This is a genomic window from Sphingobium sp. SA916 (assembly GCF_002894065.1).
In the GTDB taxonomy this organism is placed as follows: domain Bacteria; phylum Pseudomonadota; class Alphaproteobacteria; order Sphingomonadales; family Sphingomonadaceae; genus Sphingobium; species Sphingobium fuliginis.
The window spans coordinates 1-26154 of sequence record NZ_LXYF01000053.1 but is presented as its reverse complement, the minus strand read 5'-3'; the positions used below and the strand labels follow the sequence as shown (position 1 = coordinate 26154).

General features: G+C 64.6%; 17 protein-coding genes and 1 pseudogene. 12 read left to right on the top strand and 6 right to left on the bottom strand.

The window, feature by feature from the left end; translation table 11 throughout:
* Positions 1-129: 129 nt before the first annotated feature.
* Genes A8G00_RS16850 through A8G00_RS16820 form a run of 7 tightly spaced genes read left to right on the top strand, consistent with a single transcriptional unit; the run spans position 130 to position 6371 of the window.
* On the top strand, positions 130-1242 hold the full coding sequence (locus A8G00_RS16850; RefSeq protein WP_253258025.1) for an ABC transporter substrate-binding protein: 1113 nt from the start codon (positions 130-132) through the stop codon (positions 1240-1242).
* Positions 1242-2003, top strand: a complete 762-nt coding sequence (locus A8G00_RS16845; RefSeq protein WP_103001208.1) for an ABC transporter permease — start codon at positions 1242-1244, stop codon at positions 2001-2003. The genes A8G00_RS16850 and A8G00_RS16845 overlap by 1 nt, the downstream gene beginning before the upstream one ends.
* Positions 2000-2770, top strand: a complete 771-nt coding sequence (locus A8G00_RS16840) for an ABC transporter permease (RefSeq protein ID WP_253258024.1) — start codon at positions 2000-2002, stop codon at positions 2768-2770. The genes A8G00_RS16845 and A8G00_RS16840 overlap by 4 nt, the downstream gene beginning before the upstream one ends.
* A gap of 14 nt (positions 2771-2784) precedes the next feature.
* Positions 2785-3639: an ABC transporter ATP-binding protein gene (locus tag A8G00_RS16835; protein WP_044661922.1), complete on the top strand. Its 855-nt coding sequence runs from the start codon at positions 2785-2787 to the stop codon at positions 3637-3639.
* Positions 3639-4247 carry a nitroreductase family protein gene (locus tag A8G00_RS16830; RefSeq protein ID WP_099185868.1) on the top strand — a complete coding sequence of 203 codons (609 nt, stop codon included), beginning with the start codon at positions 3639-3641 and terminating at the stop codon, positions 4245-4247. Before A8G00_RS16835 ends, A8G00_RS16830 begins: the two co-directional genes overlap by 1 nt.
* Positions 4244-5200, top strand: coding sequence for an LLM class flavin-dependent oxidoreductase (locus A8G00_RS16825; RefSeq protein WP_099185867.1), 957 nt, complete (start codon positions 4244-4246; stop codon positions 5198-5200). The genes A8G00_RS16830 and A8G00_RS16825 overlap by 4 nt, the downstream gene beginning before the upstream one ends.
* Before the next feature lie 13 nt (positions 5201-5213).
* Positions 5214-6371 (top strand): LLM class flavin-dependent oxidoreductase, encoded by a 1158-nt coding sequence (locus tag A8G00_RS16820; protein ID WP_099185999.1) that lies wholly within the window; start codon positions 5214-5216, stop codon positions 6369-6371.
* A gap of 186 nt (positions 6372-6557) precedes the next feature.
* Here A8G00_RS16820 and A8G00_RS16815 read toward each other — a convergent pair whose 3' ends face one another.
* The 3 genes from A8G00_RS16815 to A8G00_RS16805 all read right to left on the bottom strand — a co-directional run bounded on the left by A8G00_RS16815 (position 6558) and on the right by A8G00_RS16805 (position 11418).
* Positions 6558-8828, bottom strand: a complete 2271-nt coding sequence (locus A8G00_RS16815) for a TonB-dependent receptor (protein WP_253258023.1) — start codon at positions 8826-8828, stop codon at positions 6558-6560.
* A 248-nt stretch (positions 8829-9076) separates the two neighbouring features.
* A complete protein-coding gene (chrA, locus tag A8G00_RS16810) occupies positions 9077-10465 on the bottom strand; it encodes a chromate efflux transporter (RefSeq protein WP_099185865.1) in 1389 nt (462 codons plus the stop codon).
* Complete coding sequence (locus tag A8G00_RS16805; RefSeq protein WP_099185864.1) at positions 10462-11418, bottom strand: chromate resistance protein ChrB domain-containing protein; 957 nt, start codon at positions 11416-11418, stop codon at positions 10462-10464. Before A8G00_RS16805 ends, chrA begins: the two co-directional genes overlap by 4 nt.
* Positions 11419-11464: 46 nt before the next feature.
* On the opposite strand from A8G00_RS16805, the gene A8G00_RS16800 reads away from it, so the two are divergent.
* Positions 11465-12814, top strand: coding sequence for an alginate export family protein (locus A8G00_RS16800; protein ID WP_172451893.1), 1350 nt, complete (start codon positions 11465-11467; stop codon positions 12812-12814).
* Between the two features lie 67 nt (positions 12815-12881).
* On the opposite strand, the gene A8G00_RS16795 is transcribed toward A8G00_RS16800, so the two are convergent.
* Both A8G00_RS16795 and A8G00_RS16790 read right to left on the bottom strand, forming a co-directional pair.
* Complete coding sequence (locus A8G00_RS16795) at positions 12882-14126, bottom strand: DUF4010 domain-containing protein (RefSeq protein ID WP_099185863.1); 1245 nt, start codon at positions 14124-14126, stop codon at positions 12882-12884.
* A 3-nt stretch (positions 14127-14129) separates the two neighbouring features.
* The gene (locus tag A8G00_RS16790) at positions 14130-15131 is read right to left on the bottom strand and encodes a zinc-dependent alcohol dehydrogenase family protein (protein ID WP_367379460.1); all 1002 of its coding nucleotides are present in this window, start codon (positions 15129-15131) and stop codon (positions 14130-14132) included.
* Between the two features lie 236 nt (positions 15132-15367).
* Between A8G00_RS16790 and A8G00_RS16785 the strand changes: the two are divergent.
* From A8G00_RS16785 to A8G00_RS16775, 3 genes and pseudogenes are all read left to right on the top strand, one after another.
* Positions 15368-17473: pseudogene (locus A8G00_RS16785) on the top strand (copper-translocating P-type ATPase); the annotation flags it as partial.
* 262 nt (positions 17474-17735) lie between these two features.
* The gene (locus A8G00_RS16780; RefSeq protein ID WP_099185860.1) at positions 17736-20105 is read left to right on the top strand and encodes a TonB-dependent receptor; all 2370 of its coding nucleotides are present in this window, start codon (positions 17736-17738) and stop codon (positions 20103-20105) included.
* Positions 20105-21328: a dipeptidase gene (locus A8G00_RS16775; RefSeq protein WP_044661932.1), complete on the top strand. Its 1224-nt coding sequence runs from the start codon at positions 20105-20107 to the stop codon at positions 21326-21328. The genes A8G00_RS16780 and A8G00_RS16775 overlap by 1 nt, the downstream gene beginning before the upstream one ends.
* Before the next feature lie 232 nt (positions 21329-21560).
* Here the strand turns inward: A8G00_RS16775 and A8G00_RS16770 are convergent, their stop codons facing one another.
* A complete protein-coding gene (locus tag A8G00_RS16770) occupies positions 21561-22325 on the bottom strand; it encodes a response regulator transcription factor (protein WP_103001206.1) in 765 nt (254 codons plus the stop codon).
* 613 nt (positions 22326-22938) lie between these two features.
* On the opposite strand from A8G00_RS16770, the gene A8G00_RS24860 reads away from it, so the two are divergent.
* A partial coding sequence (locus A8G00_RS24860; RefSeq protein WP_146032612.1) for an Ig-like domain-containing protein occupies positions 22939-26154 on the top strand: 3216 nt, incomplete at its 3' end.

Genomic DNA, 26154 nt, shown 5'->3' with positions numbered 1-26154 from the left:
CGCCGCTGCGGCAAAATCACCAGCACGCAATCGCTGCTGCCTTGGCCGGCCCGCACGGGACCGCCGGATTATCCGGTTGGCACATGACGTGCATCGGATGGGGGCAGAGCCTTCAACGGAGCCTGCATAGTGGCCAATCAGAATAGCGCGTCTTTTCTTTCCCGCCTTCGTCAATGGCTGACCGCCGCCATGGCGCTGCTGGGCTCTGCCCTGCTTGCAGGCTGCGGCGGGTCCGGCGGCGGAGACGGCGAGGTGGTCAAGACCCTGACCATCGCGTCCATCGCCTATCCCTATCAGGGCAAGCAGGTGTTCAACGGCCTGAACGGCGTCGTCATCCAGCAGGGCTGGCTGAAGGAGCAACTGGCGAAGAAGGGGATCGAGCTGGTCTTCACCCCGGTCTCTACCGCCGTGGGCGGGCCGCTCATCAACGAAGGCTTTTCCGGCAAGCGGATCGACTTCGCCTCCTATGGCGATTTCCCAGCCGCCATCGCCGTCGCGGGCGGCGTGCCGCTGAAGATCGTGGCGCCGGTGGGGCAGGGGCAGGACGTCTATATCGTCGCGCGCAAGGGGCTGGCCGCGAAAAGCCTGGCCGACCTCAAGGGCAAGCGGATCGCGCTCCATCGCGGACGGCCCTGGGAACTGCCCTTTTCCAAGCTGGTCGACAGCAGCGGCCTGAAGCTGGATGACTTCAAGATCGTCAACATCAACCCGTCGGCTACGCCCGCCGCGCTGGAATCCGGCAGCGTCGACGCCGCCGTGCTGCTGTCCGACGGGCTGCTGGTCGAGCAGAAGGGCATTGGCCATGTGATCTGGTCGACCAGGGATGCGCCCGCCGACTGGAAGATGCGCGCCGAACTGTTCGGCCGGGCGGACTTTGTCGACGCGCATCCGGAGCTGACCCAATTGGTGGTGGACGCCTTCGTCCGCGCCGCCGCATGGTCCTCCGACGAAGCGAACAAGGCCGAAGTCATCCGCAAGGCCGCGCGCGGCGCCCTGCCGGAAGACATTGTGGCGAAGGATTATGCCAATAGCGGCATCCCCTGGCGGGAGCGTTTCTCGCCGGTCTTCAATCCGGCGGTGCTGGCGCATTACCGTTCGGTCGCGGATTATGCGCTGGAACGCGGCCTGATCCGCAAGAAAGTGGATGCCGATGCGCTGATCGATGAACGTTTCGTCGACAAGGCGCTCAAGGATTTGAAGCTGGAGCAGTTCTGGGCGCATGATGGCGGGGGGCAGGGCTGATGGCTTTTCGCCAAGGCAAGGCCGTCGCCGCGGCCTGGGCCGCGCCGGTCGCGCTGCTGGCGCTCTGGCAGGTCGCCTGCCTCAGCGGCCTGTTCCCGCCGCAAGTGCTGGTGCCGCCCAGCGTCGTCGCCCAGGCGCTGGCCGACATGGCTGCATCCGGCGAGTTGCAGCGACATGTCGGGGACAGCCTCTATCGGCTGCTGGTCGGCTTCGCCATCGGCGCGGGCGCGGGCATGGTCTTCGGCGCGGCGCTGGCACTGTCGCGGCTGGTCGAAGCCGTCCTGTCGCCGCTTTTCCTGACGCTCTGGCAGGTGCCCGTCATCGCCTTCGTGCCGCTGATGGTCATGTTCCTGGGGATCGATGAGCCCTTCAAGATCGCGGTCGTCGCCATCGCCGCCTTCTTCCCGATGGCGCTCGCGACCTTCGACGGCATCAGGGGCGTGCCGCGCAACTGGTTCGACGTCGCGAAAGTCTATCGCCTGAGCCTGCTCCAGTTGATCCGCCGCATCCTGCTGCCCGCCACCGTGCCCGCCGTGCTCACCGGCCTGCGGATTTCCCTGACCCGCGCCTGGGTCGTGCTGGTGGCGGCAGAGCTGCTCGCGGCGGACAGCGGCATCGGTCAGATGATGGAGATGGGGCGGCAACTCTTCCAGATCGACGTCGTGCTGGCGGGCGTGGTCGTCAGCGGTCTCATCGGCTTCCTGCTCGATCGCGGCGCCCGCTGGGTCGAAAGCCGTGCCACCCGCTGGAGGACGGCATGAGGGATCAACTCGCCCGCTGGCCCGTCCGGCTCGTTATCGGCCTGTTCGCGCCGCTGCTCCTCATCCTCCTATGGCAGTGGCAGGCGAGCGCCCATGCCGTGACCTTCGCGCCGCCCGCCGCCGTCGCCTCCGCGCTGGCTGAACTGCTGCGCAATGGCGACCTGCTGCGCCACACGCTGGCCACGCTGCAACGCGCCTTCACCGGCCTTGCCATCGGCGCGCCGCTGGGCGTGGCGGCGGGCATCGCCATGGGCATATGGAAGCCGGTCGACCGGCTGCTGGGGCCGCTGCTTCACGCGCTGCGGCAGGTGCCGATGATCGGTTGGCTGCCCCTGATCGGCCTCTGGTTCGGGGTGGGTGAGGGGACGGAGCTGATCGTCGTCAGCATGTCGGCCTTCTTCCCCTCCATGCTCAACAGCCATGCCGGGGTCGCGCAGGTCGAGCGCCGCTATCTGGAGGTCGGCGGCATCTACCGCTTCACCACGCTTCAGCGCATCCGCTTCATCCTGCTGCCTGCCGCCATGCCGCTGGTGCTGACCGGCATCACCCAGGCGCTGGCCTTTGCCTGGATTTCCACCATCGGCACCGAATTGCTGACGGGCGCGGGGTCGGGGCTGGGCGTCGCGATGCAGACCGCCCAGGTCCAGCAGCGGCTGGACATCATGCTCGTGGTGATCGGCGTCACCGCCGCGCTCGGCTTCCTCATCAACCAGTTGTTCCGCCGCCTGCGCCAGTCCCTGCTGCGCTGGCAACCCGCTCAATCATGATCCGGAGAAACGGCATGAACCCCCATCCCCATGCCCGCGAAGACCTTGCCCAAGCGGCCGCAAGCCGGGGCGCGCTGACCGTCAGCGGTCTCGACAAGAGCTTCGACATCGGCGGCAAGCCGCGCAAGATACTGGACGGCATCAACCTGAATGTCCGCCCCGGCGAGTTCGTCAGCATCGTCGGCGCGTCGGGCTGCGGCAAGTCGACGCTGCTGCGCCTGATCGCGGGCCTCGACACCGATTATAGCGGCGAGCTGCGGCTGGACGGCGACCGCATCGCCACCACCAGCCTGGACCGGGGCATCGTGTTCCAGGATCACCGGTTGTTCCCCTGGATGACGCTGGAGCAGAATGTCGAACTGGCCCTGCTCAACACCGATACGCCGAAATCGCGCCGGGCGCAGATCGTGGCGGATCATATCGCGCTGGTGAACCTGAAGGGTTTCGAAAAAGCCTATCCCCACCAGCTTTCCGGCGGCATGGCGCAGCGCGCCGCGATCGCCCGCGCCCTGGTGACGGAACCCAAGCTGCTGCTGCTCGACGAGCCTCTGGGCGCGCTCGACGCGCTGACTCGCGTCCATGTGCAGAATGAACTGCAGCGCATCTGGATGGCGCAGCGCTCGACCATGGTGATGGTGACGCATGATGTGGAAGAGGCGCTCTATCTGGGTGACCGGGTGATCGTGATGTCGCCCAATCCGGGTCGCATCCGGCGCATCGTGGAGGTTGACCTGCCCCATCCGCGCGACCGCCGCGCCCCGCTGCTGCATCGGTTGAAGGACGAGATATTGGCCGAACTCACTTCAGGCGCGGACGCCGCCGAAAGCGCGGACAATCTCGTCCATCTGCCCAGCCGGGAGGCGCGCTGATGAGCCGCGCCGCCGATCATCCCATCGATCCGCTCTTCACCGATCGCTGGTCGCCGCGCAGCTTCACCGGAGAAGCGGTGCCGGATGCCGTGCTGCGCAGCGCCTTCGAAGCGGCTCGCTGGGCGCCCTCCGCAATGAACGCACAGCCCTGGCGTTTCCTCGTCGCGCGACCGGGCGATCAATGGTGGGAGGCCTATCTCGCCTTCCTGATGCCGCGCAACCGGCTCTGGGCGGCGAAGGCGTCGGCGCTGGTGCTGATCCTGTCGGCGCGGGAACTGGAACGACGCGGCGAATGGGTCGCCAATGGCTCGCACAGTTTCGACGCGGGCGCGGCCTGGGCCAATTTCGCGCATCAGGCGCTGCTGCTGGGATGGCATACCCATGGCATTGGCGGCTTCGACCGGGAAGCGGCGCGGCAAGGGCTGAACATCCCGCAGGATTTCGCCATCGAAGCCGTCATCGCGCTCGGCCGCAAGGGCGATCTGGCAGGGCTGGACGCCGAATTCCATGGCGCCGAAGCCCCCAATGGCCGCCGCCCGCTCGATGAAACCGTCTTTGCCGGAACGCTCGAACAGCCGGCCTTTGTCAAAGAAAGGGACGTCGCATGACGCTCAACATCCACTGGCGGCTCGATCCCGCCGCCGATCCGCAGCGTTCCGAGCCGGGCGCATGGCAACCCCTGCCTGCGCTGGCGCGGGACCGCCGAACGAGTACGCAGAACCGCTTCGACTATTATGTTCAGGTCGCGCAGGCCGTCGCGCAGACGGCCTTTGACGGGCTGTTCGTGCGTCACCGCATCGCCGCCGACGAAAGCCGCATCATCGCCGCCATCGTCGCCCGCGCCGCGCCGCGTCTGAATGTTGTGCCAGAATTTCCCGCTTCGGTCGGATCGGCGGTCTATGCCGCCAAGCAGGCGACGACCTTCCAGCGTGCAACGCATGGCCGGCTCGGCTGGGCGATCGCGCCCGATGCCGATCCGGCCAGCCGCCGGGCCGAAGCCGATTTCGTCGAGGATGGCGACCTTTCGCAAAGGCTGGAGGAATTTCTGACCGTGGCGCGCGGCGTGCACGAACATCGCCCGTTCAGCTACAAGGGCGCGCATTTCGAGGTCGAGAATGGCGGTTTCGACGCGCCGCTCAACCGGGTGCCCTTTCCGCGCATCTACTTGCAAGGCGAGGGGGAGGCGGCGCTGGCGCTTTCCGCCCGTCATGCCGACGTTCATCTGTTCCAGCCCGCCACCGCAGATGCGCTGGCCAATGATATTGCCCGGCTGAACGCGCTGGCGAAGGGACGCCCTGTCGAGGCCGGGCTGATCCAGCCACTCCTGGTGCGCGAGGACAGGGAAAGTGCAGAGGGCGACGCGCAACGCCTGCCGCTCGCTCCGGGCACGCTGATCGCCAGCTATGACGAAGCGGCCGAGCGGCTTGCGGGCTTTGCAGCATCCGGGATCACGCAACTGGTGCTGGAGGCAGTTCCCTCGCTGGAGGAAGCCTATCGCATTGGCCAGCATCTTCTGCCTCGCCTGCGCGCCCTCACCGGCGTTGCGCAACAGGCCGCCTGAGGAGACCGTCCCCATGTCCATCGACTTTTACTGGCGTTTGCCGACCCATGGTTGCCACAACAGCATCCAGACCAGCGGCTATGAGCGCGGTGACTGGTCGCCCCTCAAGCCCGGCAATATCGCCCCCGGCCTCACCCGCGAGGGAGATGTCGACCCGTTCACCTATATCGACCATCTGGCGGCCATTGCGCAGGCGGCGGAGAGCGTCGGCTTTCAGGGCGGGCTGATCCCGTCCTTCCCCAATACCGACGACCCGTGGGTCATCTCCTCGCTGCTGGCGCGGGAGACGAAGAGCTTCCGCTTCATGATCGCCTTCCAGCCCGGCTTCGGCAATCCGGTCCATACGGCGCGCATGGCTGCCAGCCTGCAACGCGCGACCGGCGGGCGGCTGCTGTTCAACATCATTACCGGCGGCGGCGGCCCGGCCCAGCTCTGGTGGGGGGACAGCTTCGCCCATGACGACCGTTATGGACGCACCAGCGAATTTCTCGACATCTTCAAGGGCGTCTGGAAGTCTTCGGACTTCTCCTATGACGGGCGTTTCTACCAGTTGCGCGACGGCGGGCTCGCGCCGGTCCTTCAGGGCGAGGAATTTCCGGAGATCTGGTTCTCCGGATCGTCCGACGTGGCGCTCCAGACCGCGGCGCGCCATGCGGACTATTATCTTTCCTGGCTGGAGCCGTTCGACCAGCTTGGCGACAAGTTCGCCCGCGTCAAGGAACGCACGGCGGCACTGGGCGGAGAGCAGAAATGCGCGGTGCGCGTCGATCTGGTCGCCCGCGCGACAGAGGAGGAAGCCTGGGCCGACATCGCCAAGGGCTTCGACAATGTGAGCGAGGAAACCCGCCAGCGCTGGCGCGGGCAGGCGACGGACTCCGTGGGCGCCGCCCGTCAGGCCGCGCTCCGCCCGACCGATGCGCGGCGCTATGACGAACTGATCGTCGCGCCCAATCTCTGGGGCGGCTTCAACCTGCTGCGCGGCGGGCCTGCGCTGGGGATCGTCGGCAGCTATGAGCAATGCGCGGCCCGTCTGGACGAGCTGATCGCGCGGGGAACCGACGCCTTCATCTTGGCGGGCACGCCGCATCTGGAGGAAGCCTATCGCGTGGGCGAGGAAGTGCTGCCGCTGCTCGGCCGTCAGGCTCCGGCCTTGCTGGCCGCCGCAGAATAGCGGACGGGATAGAACCACCGCGCTCCTGCGAAGGCAGGAGCCCAGTCCCACCGTCCGATCCGGGCTCTAACGAGTGACTTGTTTCCTTTGAGGAACGCAAAGAGCCAAAGAAAAGGGCGCCGGGAAATCCTCCCGGCGCCCTTTCTCTTGCAACCAAAGGCCGGAGATCGCCCGGCCCTCCTCCTGTCAGAAGCGGAACAGCGCCGCCACGCCCGCCGTCCGGGGATCGGCCCAGGCGACCGTATCGCCGGTAGAATTGGCAGCCGGCAGCGAATGGTTCAGATAGCGCACGTCGAACAGATTATTGATGAAGCCTGTGACGCTGAGCTTCTCGTTCGGCGTCGTGTAGGTGGCGCGGATATTGGTCAGCGTATAGGGCTTCTGCGTCAGATAATAGCGGTTCACCGTATCCTGCGGCGTCACATAATAATATTGCCGCGACTGGTATCGCGCATCCGCCGCCAGTTCCAGCGTGCCCAGCTCCGCCAGCGGGAACGTGTAGGAACCGCCGACATTCAGTGTGACCTTGGGCGAGCGGACGAATTGCGCGCCCGCCAGATTGATGCCCCCATTCAGCACCTGGAACTTCTTATATTCCGTATCCAGCAGGCCCAGCGCTGCGTTGAACTTCAACCCGTCTACCGGCGCCAGCGCCAATTCGAACTCCGCCCCGTCGACCTTGGCCTTATCCGCATTCTGGAGGTACGATACAGTCTGCCCGCCGACAGCGCCCGGATTGGGACCGACGACATTCACCTGCACATCCTTATAGTCATAATGGAAGGCGGTGGCGTTGAAGGTCAGCAGTCCGTCGAACCAGCTCGACTTATAGCCGATTTCATAGGCGTCCAGTTTTTCCGGCCGCACGGCCGTCAGCGCGACAGCCAAGGTCGCGGCGGAATTGAAGCCGCCCGATTTCACCCCATGCGAGAATTTCGCGTAGACCAGATTGTCGCGGTTGATGTTCCAGGAGGGTGTCACATCATAGGTGAAGGCGTCCCATGTGCGCTTGAGATCATTGCTGAAGGTGCCCGCGCCGCCGATGCTGCCGGTATAGCTGTTCCACCACTGCGCATAGTTGCTCCAGGTGAAGACCGCGCCCGGCGTCGTCGCGGCTGGGGATGCCCGGCGGTCGAAGTCCAGCGTCTTCGTCTCCCGCGTCCAGCGCCCGCCCAACGTCAGCTTGAGCGCGTCGGTGAAGCGGAAGGTCGTGCTGCCGAACACCGCGGCGCTTTCGGCCTTGTGCCGATAGGCCGTGTCGCTGAAGGCGAGGGCAGGGCCCGTGGGCGTGATCGCCTGAGCCGGCACCGCGTTCTGCGGCAGCGTGGCGGAGAAGGCGTTCGACCGGATCTTCTCGTTGAAATAGAAGGCGCCGACGATCCAGCTCAGCCGGTCCTCGCCGGAAGACGCCAGCCGCAATTCCTGCGTCCACTGGCTGGAACGCGCCTGGGTATAGCTGCGCGAGATTTCCAGCGGCGTATAGTCGGTGTCGCCCGCGCCGCGCGTGGTGAACCGCTCATAGCCCGCGATCCACGTCAGCGCCGCGTTGCCCAGATCCCAGTCGACATGCAGCGACCCGCCGAACTGCTTGTTGCGGCTATATTCGGGCGCGTTGGTGCTGATGTCGTTGATGTCGGTCGACGGCGCATAGCGGTTGCGGACCTCGCCGCTGGGGAGGTAGCTGGCCGTCGTCCAATAGGTGCCGTTGGTGTCGTAGTCGCGATAATGGACGCTGAGCAGCGCCTGCAGATTGTCGGTCGGCTTGGCCAGCAACTGGCCGCGGATCACATTGTCCTTGATCTCGTTCGACTTGTTGCCGGTATAGAGATTGTCGAACCGCCCGCCGCGATCGTCGAAGCGAAAGGACACGCGCGCCGCCAGCTTGTCGTCGACCAAAGTCGTGCCGATGCCGCCTTCCGCGATCTTGTTGTCGAAGCTGCCATATTCCAGCTTCACATAATTGTCGTCCTGGCCGTTCAGCGAGGGACGCTTGGAGATGATGTTGACCGCGCCTCCGGTGGTGTTCTTGCCCCAGAGTGTGCCCTGCGGGCCGCGCAGCACTTCCACCCGCTCCAGGTCGAACAGCGGCAGGCCGGTGGCGCTGCTGTTGCTGATATAGACGTCGTCCAGATAGAAGCCGACCGGATTGGCGAGATCGAGCTGCTGCTGGCCGGCGCCGACGCCGCGAATCCACCAGCGCGGGCGGCCATGCTGCTGCGTGCCGGCGGAGGCGTTGGGAACATAGTTCAGCACCTCATTGGCCGACCGGCCGAGGCCGCCGACGCTGAACAGATCCTTGTCGAAGGCGGTGACGGCCACCGGGACGTCCTGCAACCGTTCCTCGCGGCGCTGGGCGGTGACGACGATGCCTGCTCCGGCGTCCGCATCCGCCACTTCGGCCGGGACGGCGGGCGTTTCTTCGGCATGGGCGCCGGTCACATATGCCGCTGCAAGCAAGGCCAGGGCACTTGCGCCAAGGGCATGGCGGAACCGTGGTGAAAGACTGATTGTGGACAAGGAGATTCCCCCATTGGTTGAAACATGTCCGCATTGCGCGGATCGGACGGGGGGACCGAAGCAAAGCCTATGCCACTTTCATAAGGCGCTGAATTTGAATTAGATTATTTCTTACTCCTTCAATGGATGGTTGAAATCGCGCAGCGGAACAGGCCATGCTGCTATCTCCGCAACAGCATGGCCGGTGCTCAGACGAGAAGGATATAGGCGGCCCCGATGCCCGCGCAGGCGCCCAGGACGGGCAGCACGCCGATCTTGAACCGGAACACCGCAATCACCGCGCCCACTGACAGCAGCACGGCGGGAATATTGACGCTGGACAGCATGGGCAGGTCGATCCCGCCAATCCGCTGGACCTGCCGGAAGAGCGTATGAATGGCGAACCAGATGGCGAGGTTCAGGATTACGCCCACCACGGCCGCCGTGATCGCCGTCAGCGCCGCCGACAGCGCCGGGTTGCCGCGCAGACGTTCGATGAAGGGCGCGCCGGCGAAGATCCACAGGAAGCAGGGAACGAACGTCACCCAGGTGGTGAGGATCGCGCCCAGCGTTGCGGCAACCAGCGGGTGCAGCATGCCGGAGTCCCGAAACGCTGCCAGGAAACCCACGAACTGCGTCACCATGATCAGCGGCCCCGGCGTCGTTTCCGCCATGCCCAGCCCGTCCAGCATTTCGCCGGGTTGGAGCCAGCCGAAGGTGCCCACCGCCTCCTGCGCGACATAGGCGAGTACGGCATAGGCGCCGCCGAAGGTGACGACCGCCATCTGGCTGAAGAAACTGGCGATATGGGTGAATATATTATCCGGCCCCAGCGTCAGGAACAGGGCCAGCACCGGCCCCAGCCACAGCAGCAGAAACAGCGCCGAGATACGCAGCGACCAGCCGAGATGGGGGCGGGCGTGGTCGGGCAACTGCTCGCCCAGCGCCGTGTCGCGATCATGGATGACATGGCCGCCCGCCGGGCCATGACCGCCCCCACCCTGAAACACCGCCAGACCGCTGCGTCCTCCGATGAAGCCGATGAGGCCCGCCGCCAGTACGATCAGCGGGAACGGCGCGCCCAGGAAGAAGATCGCCACGAACGCCGCGGCGGCGATCCCGCGCATCGCATCGTTCTTCAATGCCCGCGATCCGACCCGGACCACCGCCTGCATCACGATGGCCAGCACCGCCGCCTTCAGGCCGAAGAACAGCCCTTCGATGATCGGCACATGGCCCAGCAACACATAGATGTAACTAAGGCCCAATATGGCGAGAAAACCCGGCAGCACGAACAATATGCCCGCGATCATCCCGCCCTTCGTCTTGTGCAGGAGCCAGCCGATATAGATGGCTAGCTGCTGCGCCTCCGGCCCTGGCAGCAACATGCAATAGTTGAGCGCATGGAGGAACCGCTCTTCCCCGATCCAGCGCTTTTCCTCGACCAATAGCCGGTGCATCACGGCGATCTGTCCCGCCGGTCCGCCAAAGCTGAGCGCCGCGATCCGCGCCCACAGGCGCGTCGCTTCGCCCAAGGAAATGCCGTGATGCCCGTCGTAAGACGGGACCGCGGGGGTGGAGGATGCGCTTGCCGTCATCGATCCGTCCTTCTGTTGCTGAAAAAGGCATGGAACTGGTTGAGCGCATCGCTCGCCATGGCGATGCGCTGGAGGTCGTCGTCGGTCGAGGCGCAGATGCCGGACAATATGGCGCCCAGGCCCGGGGTTTCCGGGCGTGCGAACCTGCCGTCCGCGATGTCGAGGTCATGGATGATCTCACCGATTGCGACCAGGGCCGGGTCGTCCAGAAGGCCGGCGCGCAGCAGCAAGGTTTCGAAGCTGCACCGGTCGCCTTCATGGGTGAATTCGGCATCGGCCATGTCGAAGCGCAATTCACCCTCCGCCGGATCGTAACGGCGGCTGTCGACGAATTTGAAGCGAGCCTCCGGGTCGATGAAGCGGCGGATCAGCCATGCGCAGGCGATGCGATCGACATGGACGCCGCTGCGCGTCACCCAGGTCCGGTTGGTAAGATCGGTCGCTTCGGTTGCGGCGGCCGGATCGGTGCGGCTGACGTCCGGATGCTGGTAGCGTTGCCGATCCAGTTCCGCGAGCGCAGCTTCGGCCTGCTGCCGCCCCGGCGCGCCGAAGAAGTCGAGCCGCCCGACATCCTCCAGCCGCTTCTGCAGCCGGGCGATGTCCGTTCCGCTGGCGGGCCCTGTTTCCAGCAGGCGGCGGGCAGCCTGGGCGATCTCCTCATAATCCGTGCGCCGCGCTGCATCGAACAGGGCGCGGACGTCGCCGTCGGACAGGCCGGCCAGCAATCGCGCTTCGATCAGCGTCGCTTCGCCGCCATTGTCGACGATCTCCGCCATAAGGCTGTTGAAGGCGGCGGCGCTTTCCCCCGAACAAGGAAGCACATGGACTGCATTTTTGAGCGGCACCGCGCCGATGGCTTGCAGGCGGCGCCAGATCTTCACCCGCAGATAAGGCGGCTTGGCGGGAAGTTGATGCAGCAATGCGAGCCATGGGGTGGCGTCGGTCATGGTCATGATGCATATGTATCAATGAAGATGATTCGAAGAAACAGGAATATCAATGATCCGGACTTCTCCCTTGGCGATGGCAAGCGCGGCGGCAATCGCCTTCGTCGGAGCGCGGCCTGCTCATGCGCAGGATGACGGTCTTGCCTTAAACGGCAGCGTGCGCCTGCGGGTCGAGGAGATTGAGGGGCAGGTCCGCGCAGGGTTCGACCGCAAGGACAGCCTGTTCAACATCCGCACACAGCTCATGGCCGAATACCGTTCGGGCGCGTTCAGGGCCGGGGCGGAGCTGTTCGACAGCAGGGCCTATGGCGCCGACGCGGGCACGCCGATCTCCACCAATGAAATCAATGCGATGGAGCTCGTTCAGGCCTATGTCGCGGGGGACATCGATGAACCGCTGGGCAAGGGCAGCAAGCTTGGCCTGATGGCCGGGCGATTCATGTTGAACCTGGGTTCCCGCCGGCTCGTCGCTGCGGACGATTATCGCAACACCACCAATGGCTATACCGGCCTGCGGGCCGACCTGACCGCGCCGCACGGGGTGAAGGCGGTCTTCATCTATACCCTGCCGCAGCAGCGGCGGCCGGACGATGCGGAGGGTGTCCGCAACAAGCGGGTGAGGTTCGATCATGAGGGCTTCGATCTGGTGCTGTGGGGCGGCATCGTCAGCAAGGCCAAGGCGATCGGCCCGGCCATGGCGGAACTCACCTATTTCCACCTGGGCGAACGGGACGAACCGGGGCGGCCGACGCGGGACAGGTCGCTCGACACATTCGGTGGACGCATCATCAGCGAACCGGAAACGGGACGGTTCGACTATGAGGTCGAGGCCTTTTACCAGACGGGCAGCGTCAGCGCGTCTCTCGCGCCCGGCGCGGCACGCCAGTCCGTCGCCGCCAGCTTCCTGCACGTCGATGCCGGCTACAGCTTCAGCGGACCCTGGAAGCCCCGCCTGTCGCTGGAATTCGACCGGGCGAGCGGAGACGGGCGGGGAGGGCGCCAGGGCCGCTTCGACACGCTGTTCGGCATGCGCCGGGCGGACCTTGCCCCGGCGGGTCTGTACAATGCCCTGGCGCGGACCAATATCGTGACGCCCGGCATCAGGCTGGAGGCGACACCCGACAAGCGGTGGGACTGGTTCGCGACCTATCGCGCCTTGTGGCTGGCGTCGCGGACGGATGCCTTTTCCTCCACGGGGGTGCGGGACGCCAGCGGTCGGTCGGGCAGCTTCGCGGGCCATCAGGTGGAAGGGCGGGTCCGCTACTGGATCGTTCCGTCGCGGCTGCGGTTCGAATTCGACGGGCTGCTGCTGGCCAAGGGGCGGTTCCTGCGGGACGCGCCCAATGCGACGGCAGGGAAGTGGACGCGCTATACCTCCTTCAACCTGACCGCGAGTTTTTAGGCTCCGGCCTTTGGCGGCATGTGCTGAAGCATGCCTCGCCTCCATTCCCGCGGACAGGTTGCATCTTTTAAAGGATTGCCCGCCCGGTCAGGCTGACGGCGGCCGCCACCAGCGCGGCGAAGAGTGGCAGGGCCGCCCTGACGCCGCCATGGCCCCAGCCAATGACCATGGTCATCATTGCCTTGGCAAGGGTGTTGGCAAGGACGGCACTGCCCAGGATCAGCCCTGCGACATGATCGTCGAGCAGGTCGGGTGGCAGCCCGGCCATGGTCATGACCGCCGCGTCGACGTCCGATATGCCGGTCAGCGTCAGCACGACCGCCATGCCCTGCTGTCCGAAACGCACGAGCGCCCACCGGGCGGCGAGCGACAATCCCGCCACCAGCGCCGCCAGCATGAGCGCCGGCCCGAAGCCGAGCGGGTTGGAAAGCCCCATGCCGTTTCCCGCTCCGCCATGCCGACGCCAGGCCACCAGCGCGAAAGCCACGGCGACAAGCGTTGCGGGCGCCATGGTCAGGGCTAGCGTGGGCAGCGCGCGCGGAATGAGGACGAGTGCCACCAGTTGGACACGCACGAACATGACGATGGACGCTACCGCTATGCCGGCCGACAACAGGGACCGCGCGCCCGGCTCATCGCGCAGCCGGCGAGCATAGTCGGCGGTCACCGCCGTGGAGGAGACGATGGCCCCCGTCAGCGCCACCAGCAATATGCCCCGGTCTTGGCCGAAGCGGCGCGACACCGCATAGCCCGCGAAGGACAGGCCCATCACGAACACGACGACCATCCAGATGTTCCGGGGGTTCCAGGCGTCATAGGGGCCATAGGCGGCATCGGGCAGCAGCGGCAGGATGATGAGCGCGACCAGCAGGAAGCGCGAGACGCTTTCTATCTCGCTCTCGTCCATGCCCCGCAGCATGGCGTGCATCGATTGCCTTGCGCTCAATATCGCGAAGGTCGCCGCGCCGATGGCCAAACCCAGCGCAGGCGCGATCCGCGTGGCGCAGAAACTTGCGCCGAAGGTCAGCAGCCCGGCGAGCGTTGTGGTGGCAGACAGATGCTCCTGATCGGCGCTGCGCGAATAGCCGACGGTCAATATGGCCGCGACTCCCATGCCCAGCGTGGCCGCGACGATGTCGGGCGCCAATCCTCCCATCCCGCCCAGCAGGCCGATAAGGCCGAAGGTCCGAAATCCCGCTACCCGGCGGCCCTTGCCGAGTTCCCGCTGGGTCCAGCCGCGCTCAAGCCCCACCAGCAATCCGATGGCGATGGAGGCGATCATCGCCAGATAGGGCTGGCCGATGTCGGGCATGCGTCAGGCGATCCGGGGTGGAACGATCACCGCCGCGCCTTTCACCCTGCCGGTCCGCAGGCGGCGGAGCGCTTCGCCCGCATCGTCCAGCGGAAAGCTTTCCGTCACGATGCGCAGGTCGGTCCGGCCTGCCATTTCGAAGAAGGAGATGCCGTCCTCCCGCGTCAGATTGGCGACGGAGAGCAGCATCCTCTCTTCCCACAGATCCGCATAGGGGAAGGTGGGGATGTCGCTCATATGGATGCCCGCGCACACGACCCTGCCGCCCTTGCGAACGGCCCGCAGTGCGAGGGGCACCAGATCGCCCACGGGTGCGAAGATCAGGGCGGCGTCAAGGGGCGCCGGCGGAAGCTGCGACGAGCCGCCCGCCCAGGCGCAGCCAAGCGACCGCGCGAAAGCCTGTCCTTCCTCATCGTCATCCCGGGTGAAGGCGTGGACGGTGCGTCCTTGCGCCTGCGCGACCTGTGCCAGGATATGCGCCGCCGCGCCGAAGCCATAGAGCCCGATGGTCGGCGCATCGCCCGCAAGCCGCAACGCGCGCCAGCCGATCAGGCCGGCGCAGAGCAGTGGGGCGGCCTCCACATCGGAAAAGCGGTCTGGCAGGACGAAGCAGTAGCGGGCATCCGCGATCGCATGGGTGGCATAGCCGCCATCCCGGGTCGCCCCGGTGAACAGGGGCGCGTCGCAGAGATTTTCCCGGTCCGTCCGGCAATAGGCGCATTGGCCGCATGTATGCCCCAGCCAGGGAATGCCCACCCGCTGGCCAGGGGCGAAGCCGTCCACCTGCGGCCCGACGACGGCGACACGGCCGACGATCTCATGTCCCGCTATGATCGGATAATGGGCCGGGATCTCACCGTCCAGCACATGCAGGTCGGTCCGGCACACGCCGCAGGCGGTGACTTCGACCAGCAGTTCCCCAATACCCGGTTCGGGCACGGCGCGGGTGACTTTACGCAGCGGTCGGCCTGGGGCATCGATCTGGATCGCGACCATCTGTTGCATGGAAAGCCTCCCTTGCGCCTTCTTCGTCACCCATAGATCATATCATGACCGAAGGAGTCCGTAGTTATCCTGATGGACGCGCAGACGCCGCCCGTCGAGATTTCTGCCGATCCAGCCATGGCGTCTACAGTCGTGGGCCGCGGCATCGTCGCGCAAGGTCGAGGGAACGGGATCTGATGTCTGCTGTCGAACCGGATCGGAAGAACATCGTGCCGCAAACGGACGCGCCGGCCATCGTCTGGACCTGTCCCATGCATCCGGAAGTGCGGCGGGACCATCCCGGCGCCTGCCCGTTCTGCGGCATGGCGCTGGAGCCTGAGGTTCCCGTTGCCCAGGCGGGCGACGGCGCCGAACTGACCGACATGACCCGCCGTTTCCGCATCAGCCTGCTGCTGGCCATTCCGGTGTTCGTGCTTGAAATGGGCGGGCACCTCTTTCCGCCGCTCCATCACCTGGTGTCCGACCGCCTTTCCATCTGGTTGCAGCTCCTGCTTGCCACGCCGGTGGTGCTGTGGGGCGGCCAGCCCTTTTTCGAAAAGGGATGGCGGTCGCTGCGGACGCGCAAGCTCAACATGTTCACGCTGATCGCGATGGGCACTGGCGTGGCATGGGCCTATAGCATGGTGGGGGCGCTGGCGCCGGGCCTGTTTCCCGAGGCCTTCCGGGAGAAGGGGACCGTTCCGGTCTATTTCGAAGCGGCAGCGGTGATCACCGTGCTGGTGCTGCTTGGCCAATGCCTGGAATTGCGGGCGCGGGAGCGTACTTCCGGTGCGATCAGGGCGCTGCTCGACCTGGCGCCGAAGACGGCCAGGCGTCTGCGCGCGGACGGCAGCGAAGAGGAGATGGCGGTGGATCGGGTCATGCCCGGCGACCGGCTGCGCATCCGCCCTGGTGAGAAGGTGCCGGTCGACGCTCTGGTCGAGGAAGGCAGTTCCGCCATCGATGAATCCATGGTGACCGGCGAATCCATGCCCGTCACCAAGACTGCCGGTGATCATGTGATCGGCGGCACGCTCAACCGCAGCGGCCAGCTTGTCGTCCGGGCGGAGAAGGTCGGTCGGGACACCATGCTCGCCCGCATCGTGCGGATGGTCGCGGATGCACAGCGATCCCGCGCGCCGATCCAGCGCCTGGCGGACCAGGTGGCAGGATGGTTCGTTCCTGCCGTGCTGTTGATCGCTGCGGTCGCCTTTGTCGCCTGGGCGATCTGGGGGCCGGAGCCGCGCTTCGCCCATGGCCTGATCGTCGCGGTGGCCGTGCTGATCATCGCCTGCCCCTGCGCCCTTGGACTGGCCACGCCCATGTCGATCATGGTGGGCATCGGTCGCGGCGCGGGGCTGGGCGTGCTGATCAAGAATGCCGAAGCGTTGGAACGGATGGAAAAGGTCGACATGCTGGTCGTCGACAAGACCGGCACACTTACGGAGGGCAAGCCGTCGCTCACCGGCATCGTCGCGGCTCCAGGCTTTGAAGAGGATGCGCTGCTTCGGTTCGCCGCCGGGGTGGAGCGGGCGTCCGAGCACCCCCTGGCGCAGGCGATCGTCATTGCCGCGGAGGCGCGGGGATTGGCGCCGCCGCAGGTGGAACAGTTCGATTCCCCCACGGGCAAGGGGGCGGTCGGCATGGTCGAGGGCAAGCGGATATTGCTCGGCAATGCCCGCTTCCTCGAAGAATATGGCGTTTCGGCGGAAGCATTGGCCGGGCAGGCCGATGCCCTGCGCCATGACGGCGCGACCGCCATTTTCATCGGCGTCGACGGGACTGTCGCGGGCATCTTCGCGATTGCCGACGCGGTGAAGCGGACGACGGCGGAGGCGCTGGCTGCGCTGCGGGGGAAGGGCGTCGCCGTCGTGATGCTGACCGGCGATAATCGCACCACGGCGCAGGCGGTCGCCCGGCGGCTGGGGATCGATCAGGTGGAGGCAGAGGTTCTGCCGGACCAGAAAAGCGCCGTGGTCGCCCGGCTCAGGAGCGAGGGCCATGTCGTCGCGATGGCGGGGGACGGCGTGAACGATGCTCCGGCACTGGCGGCCGCCGATGTCGGGATCGCCATGGGTTCGGGCACCGATGTGGCGATCGAAAGCGCCGGAGTGACGCTGCTTCAGGGCGACCTTACCGGCATAGTCCGCGCACGGGCGCTCAGTCAGGCGACCATGTCGAACATCCGCCAGAACCTGTTCTTCGCCTTCATCTACAACGCCGCTGGCGTGCCGATTGCCGCAGGTCTGCTCTATCCTCTGTTCGGCATCCTGCTGTCCCCCGTGATCGCGGCTGCGGCTATGGCTCTGTCGTCGGTCAGCGTCATCGGCAATGCGCTGCGCCTGAACAGGGTGAGGCTTTAGAAGGGGCAGGACGCATTTCCCAGCGCAAGGCAGGATGCGGCGGACAGCGGCGCATGAAAATTCGTTGCGGAATGAGAATTACTCATTTGTCCCTGGCGGATTTCCACCATCATTTCGTTTCACAAGAAAACTGAGAAATCGGCTGGGCGCAGCGATGCGTCCGGCCTGTCCGTCATGTGGAGAGATGTCGCACTGCGCCCCGTGCGCGGTGCATGCCTGATCGGCCCATAACTGCCCGAAAAGGGCCGAAAGGGAGCCATTTATGCAAAAGTTCTTGTCCGTCCGTCGTGCCGCATTGCTGCTTTCCTGTTGTGTCGGTCTTGTCTCATCCCATGCCTGGGCGCAGGAGCCCGATGCGGAAGACGATGCCGGCACAATCACCGTCACCGGCCGCCGCATTTCCCAGTCATCGGAAGCGATCGGTGAGGATAAGGTGAGCAATGTGGTGGCGGTCACGCGTGAGGCCTTGCTGTCGGCGCCCTCCGGTATTTCGGGCTTGAAGATGCTTGAGCAACTGCCCGGCTTCAACGTGCAGACCGACGGCGCTCTCGGCCTCTACGAGTTCGGCAACAGCGTCCAGACCCGTGCCTTCAACCTCGATCAGATCGGTTTCGTGGTGGACGGCATTCCCACGGGACGCAGCGACGCCTTCGGCGGCAGCCCGGTTTTCCGCTATGTCGACAATGAGAATCTGGGCGTTGTGGAAGCCGCCATCGGCGCAGGCGACGTCGGCTTGCCCAGCTATTCGACATTGGGCCCTGTCGTCCAATATAACAGCATCGCGCCGCAGGACGAGATGGGCCTGTTCGTTTCCCAAAGCTTCGGCGACTTCGACATGAAGCGCACCTTCATCCGCGCGAGCACTGGGCGGGTGGGGCCGTTCAAGGCCTATGTCAGCCGCACGAAGCTGGACAGCGACCTGTGGCGCGGCCCCGGATCGGTCGACCGCGAACATTGGGAGGCGCAGGTCCATGCCGACCTCGGCGGCGATAGCTGGGCGCGGTTCAAATTCGTGTCGAACGACTTCTTCGACTATGACTCGCCTACCATTTCGCGGGGCCAATATAATTGCACTGTGAAGAGCGTGGTCGGCGCCTGCGGTCGTGACTTCGCCTATATCGAAAATGTGCCCAATACGACCCCCGGCTTTGCGCCGACAGTGCCGGGTGTCTATTACTCCAACTCCAACTATGCCCAAGTTTACAACCTTGCCATCAATGTGCGTAAGGACAAGCTTTATGGCGCTACTTTCCATGCCGGTATTGCAGAAGGCGTCTGGGCGGAATCGACGCTCTATTGGGAAGACAAGGGCGGCTATGGCGTGTCGCCCGATACCTATGCCAATTCGCTTAGCCGCTATAATGGCCAGGCCGCCGTCGGCCTGCCTGTGGTAGCTCCGCGGGGCGTCGAGTTCGGCCGTTCAGGCGTAGGCGGCGACCGCTACGGCATCACGTCCAAGCTGCATTGGGAAATGGGGGTCAACACGATCGAGGCTGGCGTCTGGGCAGAGACCGATAAATATCATCGCACCCAAGCCCGTTATAATACGGTCAACGGTGCTCCCGACGGTGCGCCTCTGCTGAACGAACTGGTCTATCTGCGCCGTGACTATCGGTCGCAGCGCGATACGCTACAGGTCTTCCTGAAGGATACGCTCAAGCTGGCAGATGAGGCGCTGGTGCTCGACTTGGGCTTCAAGGGGCTGATGCTTGACTATAGCTACCGTGGCTATCGCGATTTCGACGATTATTATCGCACCGTCAGTGGGCGTTTCGTCCCAGGCTATGGCGTCAGCTACAACAATGCCCATTACAAGGATATGTTCCTGCCGATGGCCGGTGTGCTCTATAAGCTGGATGGGCGCACGCAGCTCTTCGCATCCTACGCGGAAAACATGGCCCTGCCCAAGGGAATGGACGATATTTATTCCGTCATCCGCCCGCTTGGGGCCCTGGTCCCGCAGCCCGCTCCGGAACGTTCGACCAACATGGAATTCGGCATCCGCACTAATCAGGGCCAGCTTTACGCCTCGCTTGCGGGCTTCTACACGAAGTTCAAGAACCGCATCCAATCGATCACCACGATCCTGCCGGGCAGCGGCGGTGCGGCCACAGAAACCTTCTTCCAGAATGTTGGCCGCGTTCGTGCATATGGCCTGGAGTTCAGTGGCACCTACAAGCCCGCTTTCCTTGATGGTCTTGCCTATGGGAATCTCAACGTCACCTACAACAATGCCAAGTTCAAGGATGACATTCCGGCTGCCACGCCGATCCTGATCGCTGATAAATATATCCCCGACAGCGCAAAATGGATCGTCAGCGGCGGCGTGACGGTTGAGCCGGCAAGCTGGTTGGTCGCCAACATATCCGGCAAATATACCTCTCGTCGCTGGTCGACATTTACCAATGCGGCCGGATCTAGCATACCGGGCTTCACCGTATTCAACGCCTATGTCGACATCGGCGACGGCTGGAGCTTCGGCCCGCTCAAGAGCATCAAGGCACGGCTCAACGTCGATAATATCTTCGATAAAGACAGATTGTCCTTTATCTCCTCTTCCGTGACGGGCGACGGTTTCTTCCGGCCATTGTCCCCACGCACTTTCCAGTTCACCATTTCGGGCGAGATTTGATGCGGAAAAGGATGATGGCGGGGGCGGCGCTGGTGGCGCTGCTCCCCATTGCGGTGCAGGCGCAGGAGGTGCCGAAGAAGGTCTATCAGCTTCACCAGAAAATGCTGACGCTCGACAGTCATCTCGATACGCCTGCCTCGCTCGACCTGCCGGGCTGGTCGATCGAGGAGGAGCATGGGGTTCATAGCGACTATACCCAGGTCGACCTGCCGCGCATGAAGAAGGGCGGCCTCGACGGCGGTTTCTGGGCGATCTACACGCCGCAGGGACCGTTGACGGAGGAAGGGTTCCGCAAATCGCGCGACTTTGCGCTGCTGCGCGGGGTCTCGATCCGCGAGATGGTCGCGGCGGACCCGGCGAATTTCACGCTGGCGCTGGAGGCCAAGGATGCCGCGCCTATTGCGGCGTCCGGCAAGCGGGTCGTCTTCATGTCCATCGAAAACGCCTACCCGCTGGGCGAGGACGTGTCGCTGCTCAAGACCTTCTACGACATGGGCGTTCGCGTGTCGGGCTTCGCTCATTTCGCGCATAACCAGTTCGCGGACAGTTCGACCGATCCGTCGAAGAAGCCGCGCTATGGGGGCCTCAGCCCGCTGGGCAAGGAACTGCTGAAGGAGATGAACCGCCTCGGCATCGTCCCGGATGCGTCGCACAGCAGCGATCAGGTGCTGGACGATCTGCTGGCGCTTTCCACCTCGCCGGTGCTGCTGACCCATTCCGGGTGCAAGGCGATTTACGACCATCCGCGCAACATCGACGATGAACATCTGAAGGCGCTGGCCGCAAAGGGCGGGGTGATCCAGATGAACGCCTATGGCGCCTATCTGCGCGCATCCAAGCCCAACCCGCAGCGGCAGGAAGCGCTGAAGGCGCTGTTCGGCCAGTTGCGCGAGGATGCCAAGCTGTCGCCCGAAAAGCGCGCCGAACTGCTGGCGAAGCGGCAGGAGATCGACCGGCTCTATCCGGAGACGGACCGGGCGACCTTCGACGATTTCATGGCGCACATGCTCCATGCGTTGAAGGTGGTGGGGCCGGACCATGTCGGCATCGGGCTGGACTGGGATGGCGGCGGCGGCGTCGTCGGGCTGGAGGATGTGGTCGACCTGCCCCGGATCACCGCCGCCCTGCTCAAGGCGGGCTATAGCGAGGCGGACGTCCAGAAGATCTGGTCCGGCAATGTCCTGAGGGTGCTCGCCGCGGCCGAAGCAGCCAAGGCGCCCTAGAGCCAATGGACATTCAGAAGATGACGAGCCGAAAATGGTCGTTTTTCGTGACCCGAAGCGCAGCCTACTCCAAGTAGGTGAGCACCGGAAGCACGGAAAAGCGTCATTTGCAGGCCGTCAGGGCTGAATGTCGATTGGCTCTAAGGCATTGCCGCAACAGGGGCGGCTCTGACGGCCGCCCCTGTCGTGCATCGATCACGCCGGCGCAGAGCGATGGATCGCAAGATTGCGATCACCTGTCGTCGGTCCGGAGGACATAGCCGTTCGCTGTTTTGTCGGCAGGGGCCTGAAGCTGGGCTGCCCTGGATGCCGTCACGGCGCCGACGAAGACATATCCGATGCCGCGGGCGGAACGCAGCGGCAGGGACCGTCCGGTTTCGCGCTCGACCTTGGCGCGCAGCTTGGAGATCAGGACGTCCAGCGCCCGCATGTTTCCGGCGCTTCTGCGGGCATGAAGATGTTGCGCGAGCTGTTCGCGGGGCTGTTCGATGCCGGGATTGTGCATCAGCCGGCTGAGCACGGCGAATTCGGACGTCGACAGGTTTATGCCTTCGTCACTGGGCGCGATGAGGCGCCAGTGCACATGGTCGAGCGTCCAACTGTCATTTTCCTCATCCACACGGGGCGAATGCCGTCCGGCTGCCGCAAAACGCGACATGTTGCGGAGGATGGCCAGCAGTTCGGCCATGTCGAGCGGTTTGGCCAGGACGTGATCGGCTCCCAGTGACAGGGCGAGAAGACGATCGTCCCTGGCCGTCCGCTCGGAAAGAAGGATGATGCCCACCGGCGTCGCGGCGCGGAGAGATTGTATGAGCGAGAGCGTCCGGCTCCAGCCGTCATGATCGTCGACGATCGCCACGTCCACGGACGCCGCCGCCATCTGCGGCAAGATGCGGTCGCGGGTCATGTGATGCGACAGCGCGATCGAATGCGCTTCCAATTCCTCGCCGAGCACTTCTGCCAAAGTCGCATCCTGGGTGAAGCTGGCCACGGTCATGAGCGTTTCTCTGGATGGAGTGCTGCATGCCTCATCCTTGGCTAGAGTGAACGCGCGATGGTCGAAGCGCTTGTTCACGCGAAACTCCCTCCAAACTCCTTTTGGGCATCATGAAGGGAAAACCGGCATGTCTGTCCGATTTGTGATTTTGCATTGTTTTACAGCAAGTTTTGTCTTTCGCCTACGGGAAAAACCGCCACTCATTCCGCCTTGGCAGAGCTGTTGCGAGATGTGCGATCCTGGCTCCGCCATATTTTTGTTCGGTACTCGCGATGGCGTGTGTGCAGGTGTCAAACGCAACATTGCCGACGGCTACATTCCGAACTTGCCGTAAATGTAAGAGAAAATCTTGATTACCTGACCATCTCGCGAAAACTATAGTAAATAAATTGGAAAAATTGTTATAATATTTCAATATCGGATTTATATAAATAAAAAATGAATATGTGTAAGGCAATATATTGAATATAATGCCGAAAAATAAACATATGGTCAATTTTGTAAATAAAAAATAACAATAAGTAATATTAAGTAACATAAAAGTTTTTACTCAACTGTAGTGGAACTTTCTATTATCTTTGGAATTCGACCTTCTCTGCAAGGGAGGTAGTCCATGGACAAGCGCATCGACATCACCGTTCGTCAGACGGGTGCGACCCAAACCCACGTCGTTCAGCAACAAAATGCCGTGATCCAGGCCCAGGGCGGCTCAGCGATCAAGGTGACGGCTGCGCGCAGCGAGGTGACGGCGATGCAGCGTGAAGGGGATGATCTGATCCTGCATTTTGCCGACGGTACGGCGGTCCGGCTGGAGGGTTATTTCAATTGTCCGCCGGGAGACATTGCCGACCTTATTTTCCTCGAACCAGGCAATGGGCAGCAGTGGCTGACCGATCTGGGCAGCGAAGCCTGCTATCTGCCCACCGACACGACCACCGAAGCCCTGAGCTATTCCTTCGCCCCCGCAGGCGCTGCGGGGGGCCTGAGCGGCGGCCTGCTGGCGGGATTGGGGGCGGTGGCAGCCGGCATCGGCGTCGCGGCTGCCGCTGGCGGCGGCGGGGGTGGGTCGGATGGCGGGACGGCTGTGGATAGCACGCCCCCCGCAGCGCCGACCGTGGCGCCGACAAATGGCCGTAGCCTGTCGGGCTCTGCGGAAGCGGGTTCGACGGTGCGCATCGACGTCAATGGCGACGGCTCGGTCGATGCGACGGCCACCGCTGACAATGCCGGCCGGTGGAGCTATACGCCGGCCACGCCCATCGGCGATGGTGTGACGGTGCGGGTTACGGCAGTGGATGCGGCGGGCAATGCGTCGCCATCGACCAGCGTGACGGTGGACGCGGCCGCTCCGCCGGCGCCGGTGATCAATCCCAGCAACGGCACGGCGCTCGGCGGTACGGCTGAGGCAGGGGCCACGATCGGGCTGGATCTGGATGGCGACGGCGACGTCGATGCGACGACCACGGCCGATGCGTCCGGTAACTGGAACTATACGCCTTCGACGCCGATTCCAGATGGGACGACGGTGACGGCCGTTGCGACCGATGCGGTGGGAAACAGCTCCGCGCCTGCCAGCATCGACATTGACGCCGTGCCCCCCGCCGCTCCGCTCGTCGATCCGAGCAACGGGACCGAATTGACCGGAACGGCGGAGCCCGGCGCGACTGTCGGCATCGATAGCGATGGCGACGGCACTATCGACACGACGGTTCCTGTCGATGACCAAGGCAATTGGAGCCATGTGCCGGCGACACCCATTGCCGACGGCACGACGGTGGAGGTCGTTGCGACCGATCCGTCCGGCAACACATCGTCCCCTGCGACGGTCGTGGTCGACGCCACTGCGCCTGCGATCCCCGTGGTGGGCACTGTAGTCGACGATGCCGGCACGACGACCGGCCCTGTCGCCAATGGGGGCAGCACGGATGATACGACGCCGACGCTGTCGGGAAGCGGGGTAGAGGCGAGCGCCATCGTCTCTGTCTATGACGGCGGCGCCTTGCTTGGGACAGTCGTTGCAGACACCTCCGGCAACTGGAACTTCACGCCCACCACGCCACTGTTGGAAGGGACGCACAGCTTCACCGTCACGGCGACGGATGGGACGGGCAATGTCAGCGCGGCGTCCGCCGCCTATGTCCTGACCGTCGACACCAGCGCCCCGGCTGCGCCGCTGCTCGCGCCTACCGACGGGACGACGGTTTCGGGCTCGGCGGAGGCCGGGGCGACCATCGATCTCGACACGGATGGCGACGGCCTGTCCGATGCGACGACGGTCGCGGATGCATCGGGTGACTGGAGCATCACCTTGGCTTCGCCGCTGGCGAACGGTACGGTGATCAGCGCCATCGCCACGGATGCGGCTGGCAACAGCTCCACGCCCGATACGGTGACTGTCGATACCGGACTCGACACTACGCCCCCCGCCATTCCGACCATCGGCGCCGTAGCCGACGATGTCGGCGCGATCCTTGGCGCTGTCGCCAATGGCGGCAGCACGGATGACATGACGCCAACGCTGTCCGGAACCGGCGTCGAAGCGAATGCCATCGTCTCCGTTTACGACGGCGGCACGCTGCTGGGTACGGCCGCGGTGGACGGTTCGGGCAACTGGAACTTCACCCCCACCGCGCCGCTGGGTGAGGGAACGCATAGCCTGACCGTCACAGCAACCGACGCGGCGGGCAATGTCAGCGCGGCATCGGCTGCCTATGTCCTGACCGTCGATACCAGTGCTCCGGCAACGCCTGTGCTTGCCCCGACCGACGGCACGACAATATCGGGCACTGCGGAGGCTGGAGCGACCATCGCTCTGGATACCGACGGTGACGGCATATCCGACGAGACGACGACGGTGGGCGCATCGGGCGATTGGAGCATTACCCTGGCATCGCCGCTCGCAAATGGAACGGTGGTGACCGCCATCGCTACCGATGCGGCAGGCAACAGTTCCACCCCCGATACGGTGACCGTCGATACAGGTCTGGATACGACTCCTCCAGCCATTCCCGGAATTGGCGGCGTAGCCGATGATGTCGGCGCGATCCTGGGCCCCATCGCCAATGGCGGCAGCACGGATGACACGGTTCCGACCCTCTCGGGAACGGGCGTGGAGGCGAATGCCATTGTCTCCGTCTACGACGGCAGCACCTTGCTGGGTACGACGAGCGCGGACGGTTCGGGCAACTGGAGCTTCGCGCCCACCGCGCCGCTGGGCGAGGGGACGCACAGCTTCACCGTCACGGCGACCGACGCGGCAGGCAATGTCAGCGCGGCGTCTGCCGCCTATGTGCTGACCGTCGACACCAGCGCTCCGGCCGCGCCGATTCTGGCCCCCTCCGACGGAACCACGCTATCGGGTATCGCGGAAGCCGGCGCGATCATCGACCTCGACACCGATGGCGATGGCGTGTTCGATGAGACCACGACCGCGGACGCCTCGGGCGATTGGAGCATCACCCTGGCTTCCCCGCTGGCGAATGGAACGGTCGTCAACGCGATTGCGACCGATGCCGCGGGCAATAGCTCGCTTGCCGGTGCAGTGACCGTCAATACCGGCCTCGACACCACGCCGCCTGCGGTGCCGTCGATAGCGGCGGTGGCCGACGATGCCGGGTCGATCCTCGGCCCTGTCGCCCATGGCGGGATCACGGACGATGCGACGCCTACCCTGTCGGGACTCGGGGTCGAGGCGAATGCCATTATTTCGGTCTATGACGGCAGCACCCTGCTGGGCACGGCGATGGCGGACGCTTTGGGCAATTGGAGCTTCACGCCGACCACGCCGCTGGGTGCGGGTTCGCACAGCTTCACCGTCACGGCGACCGAC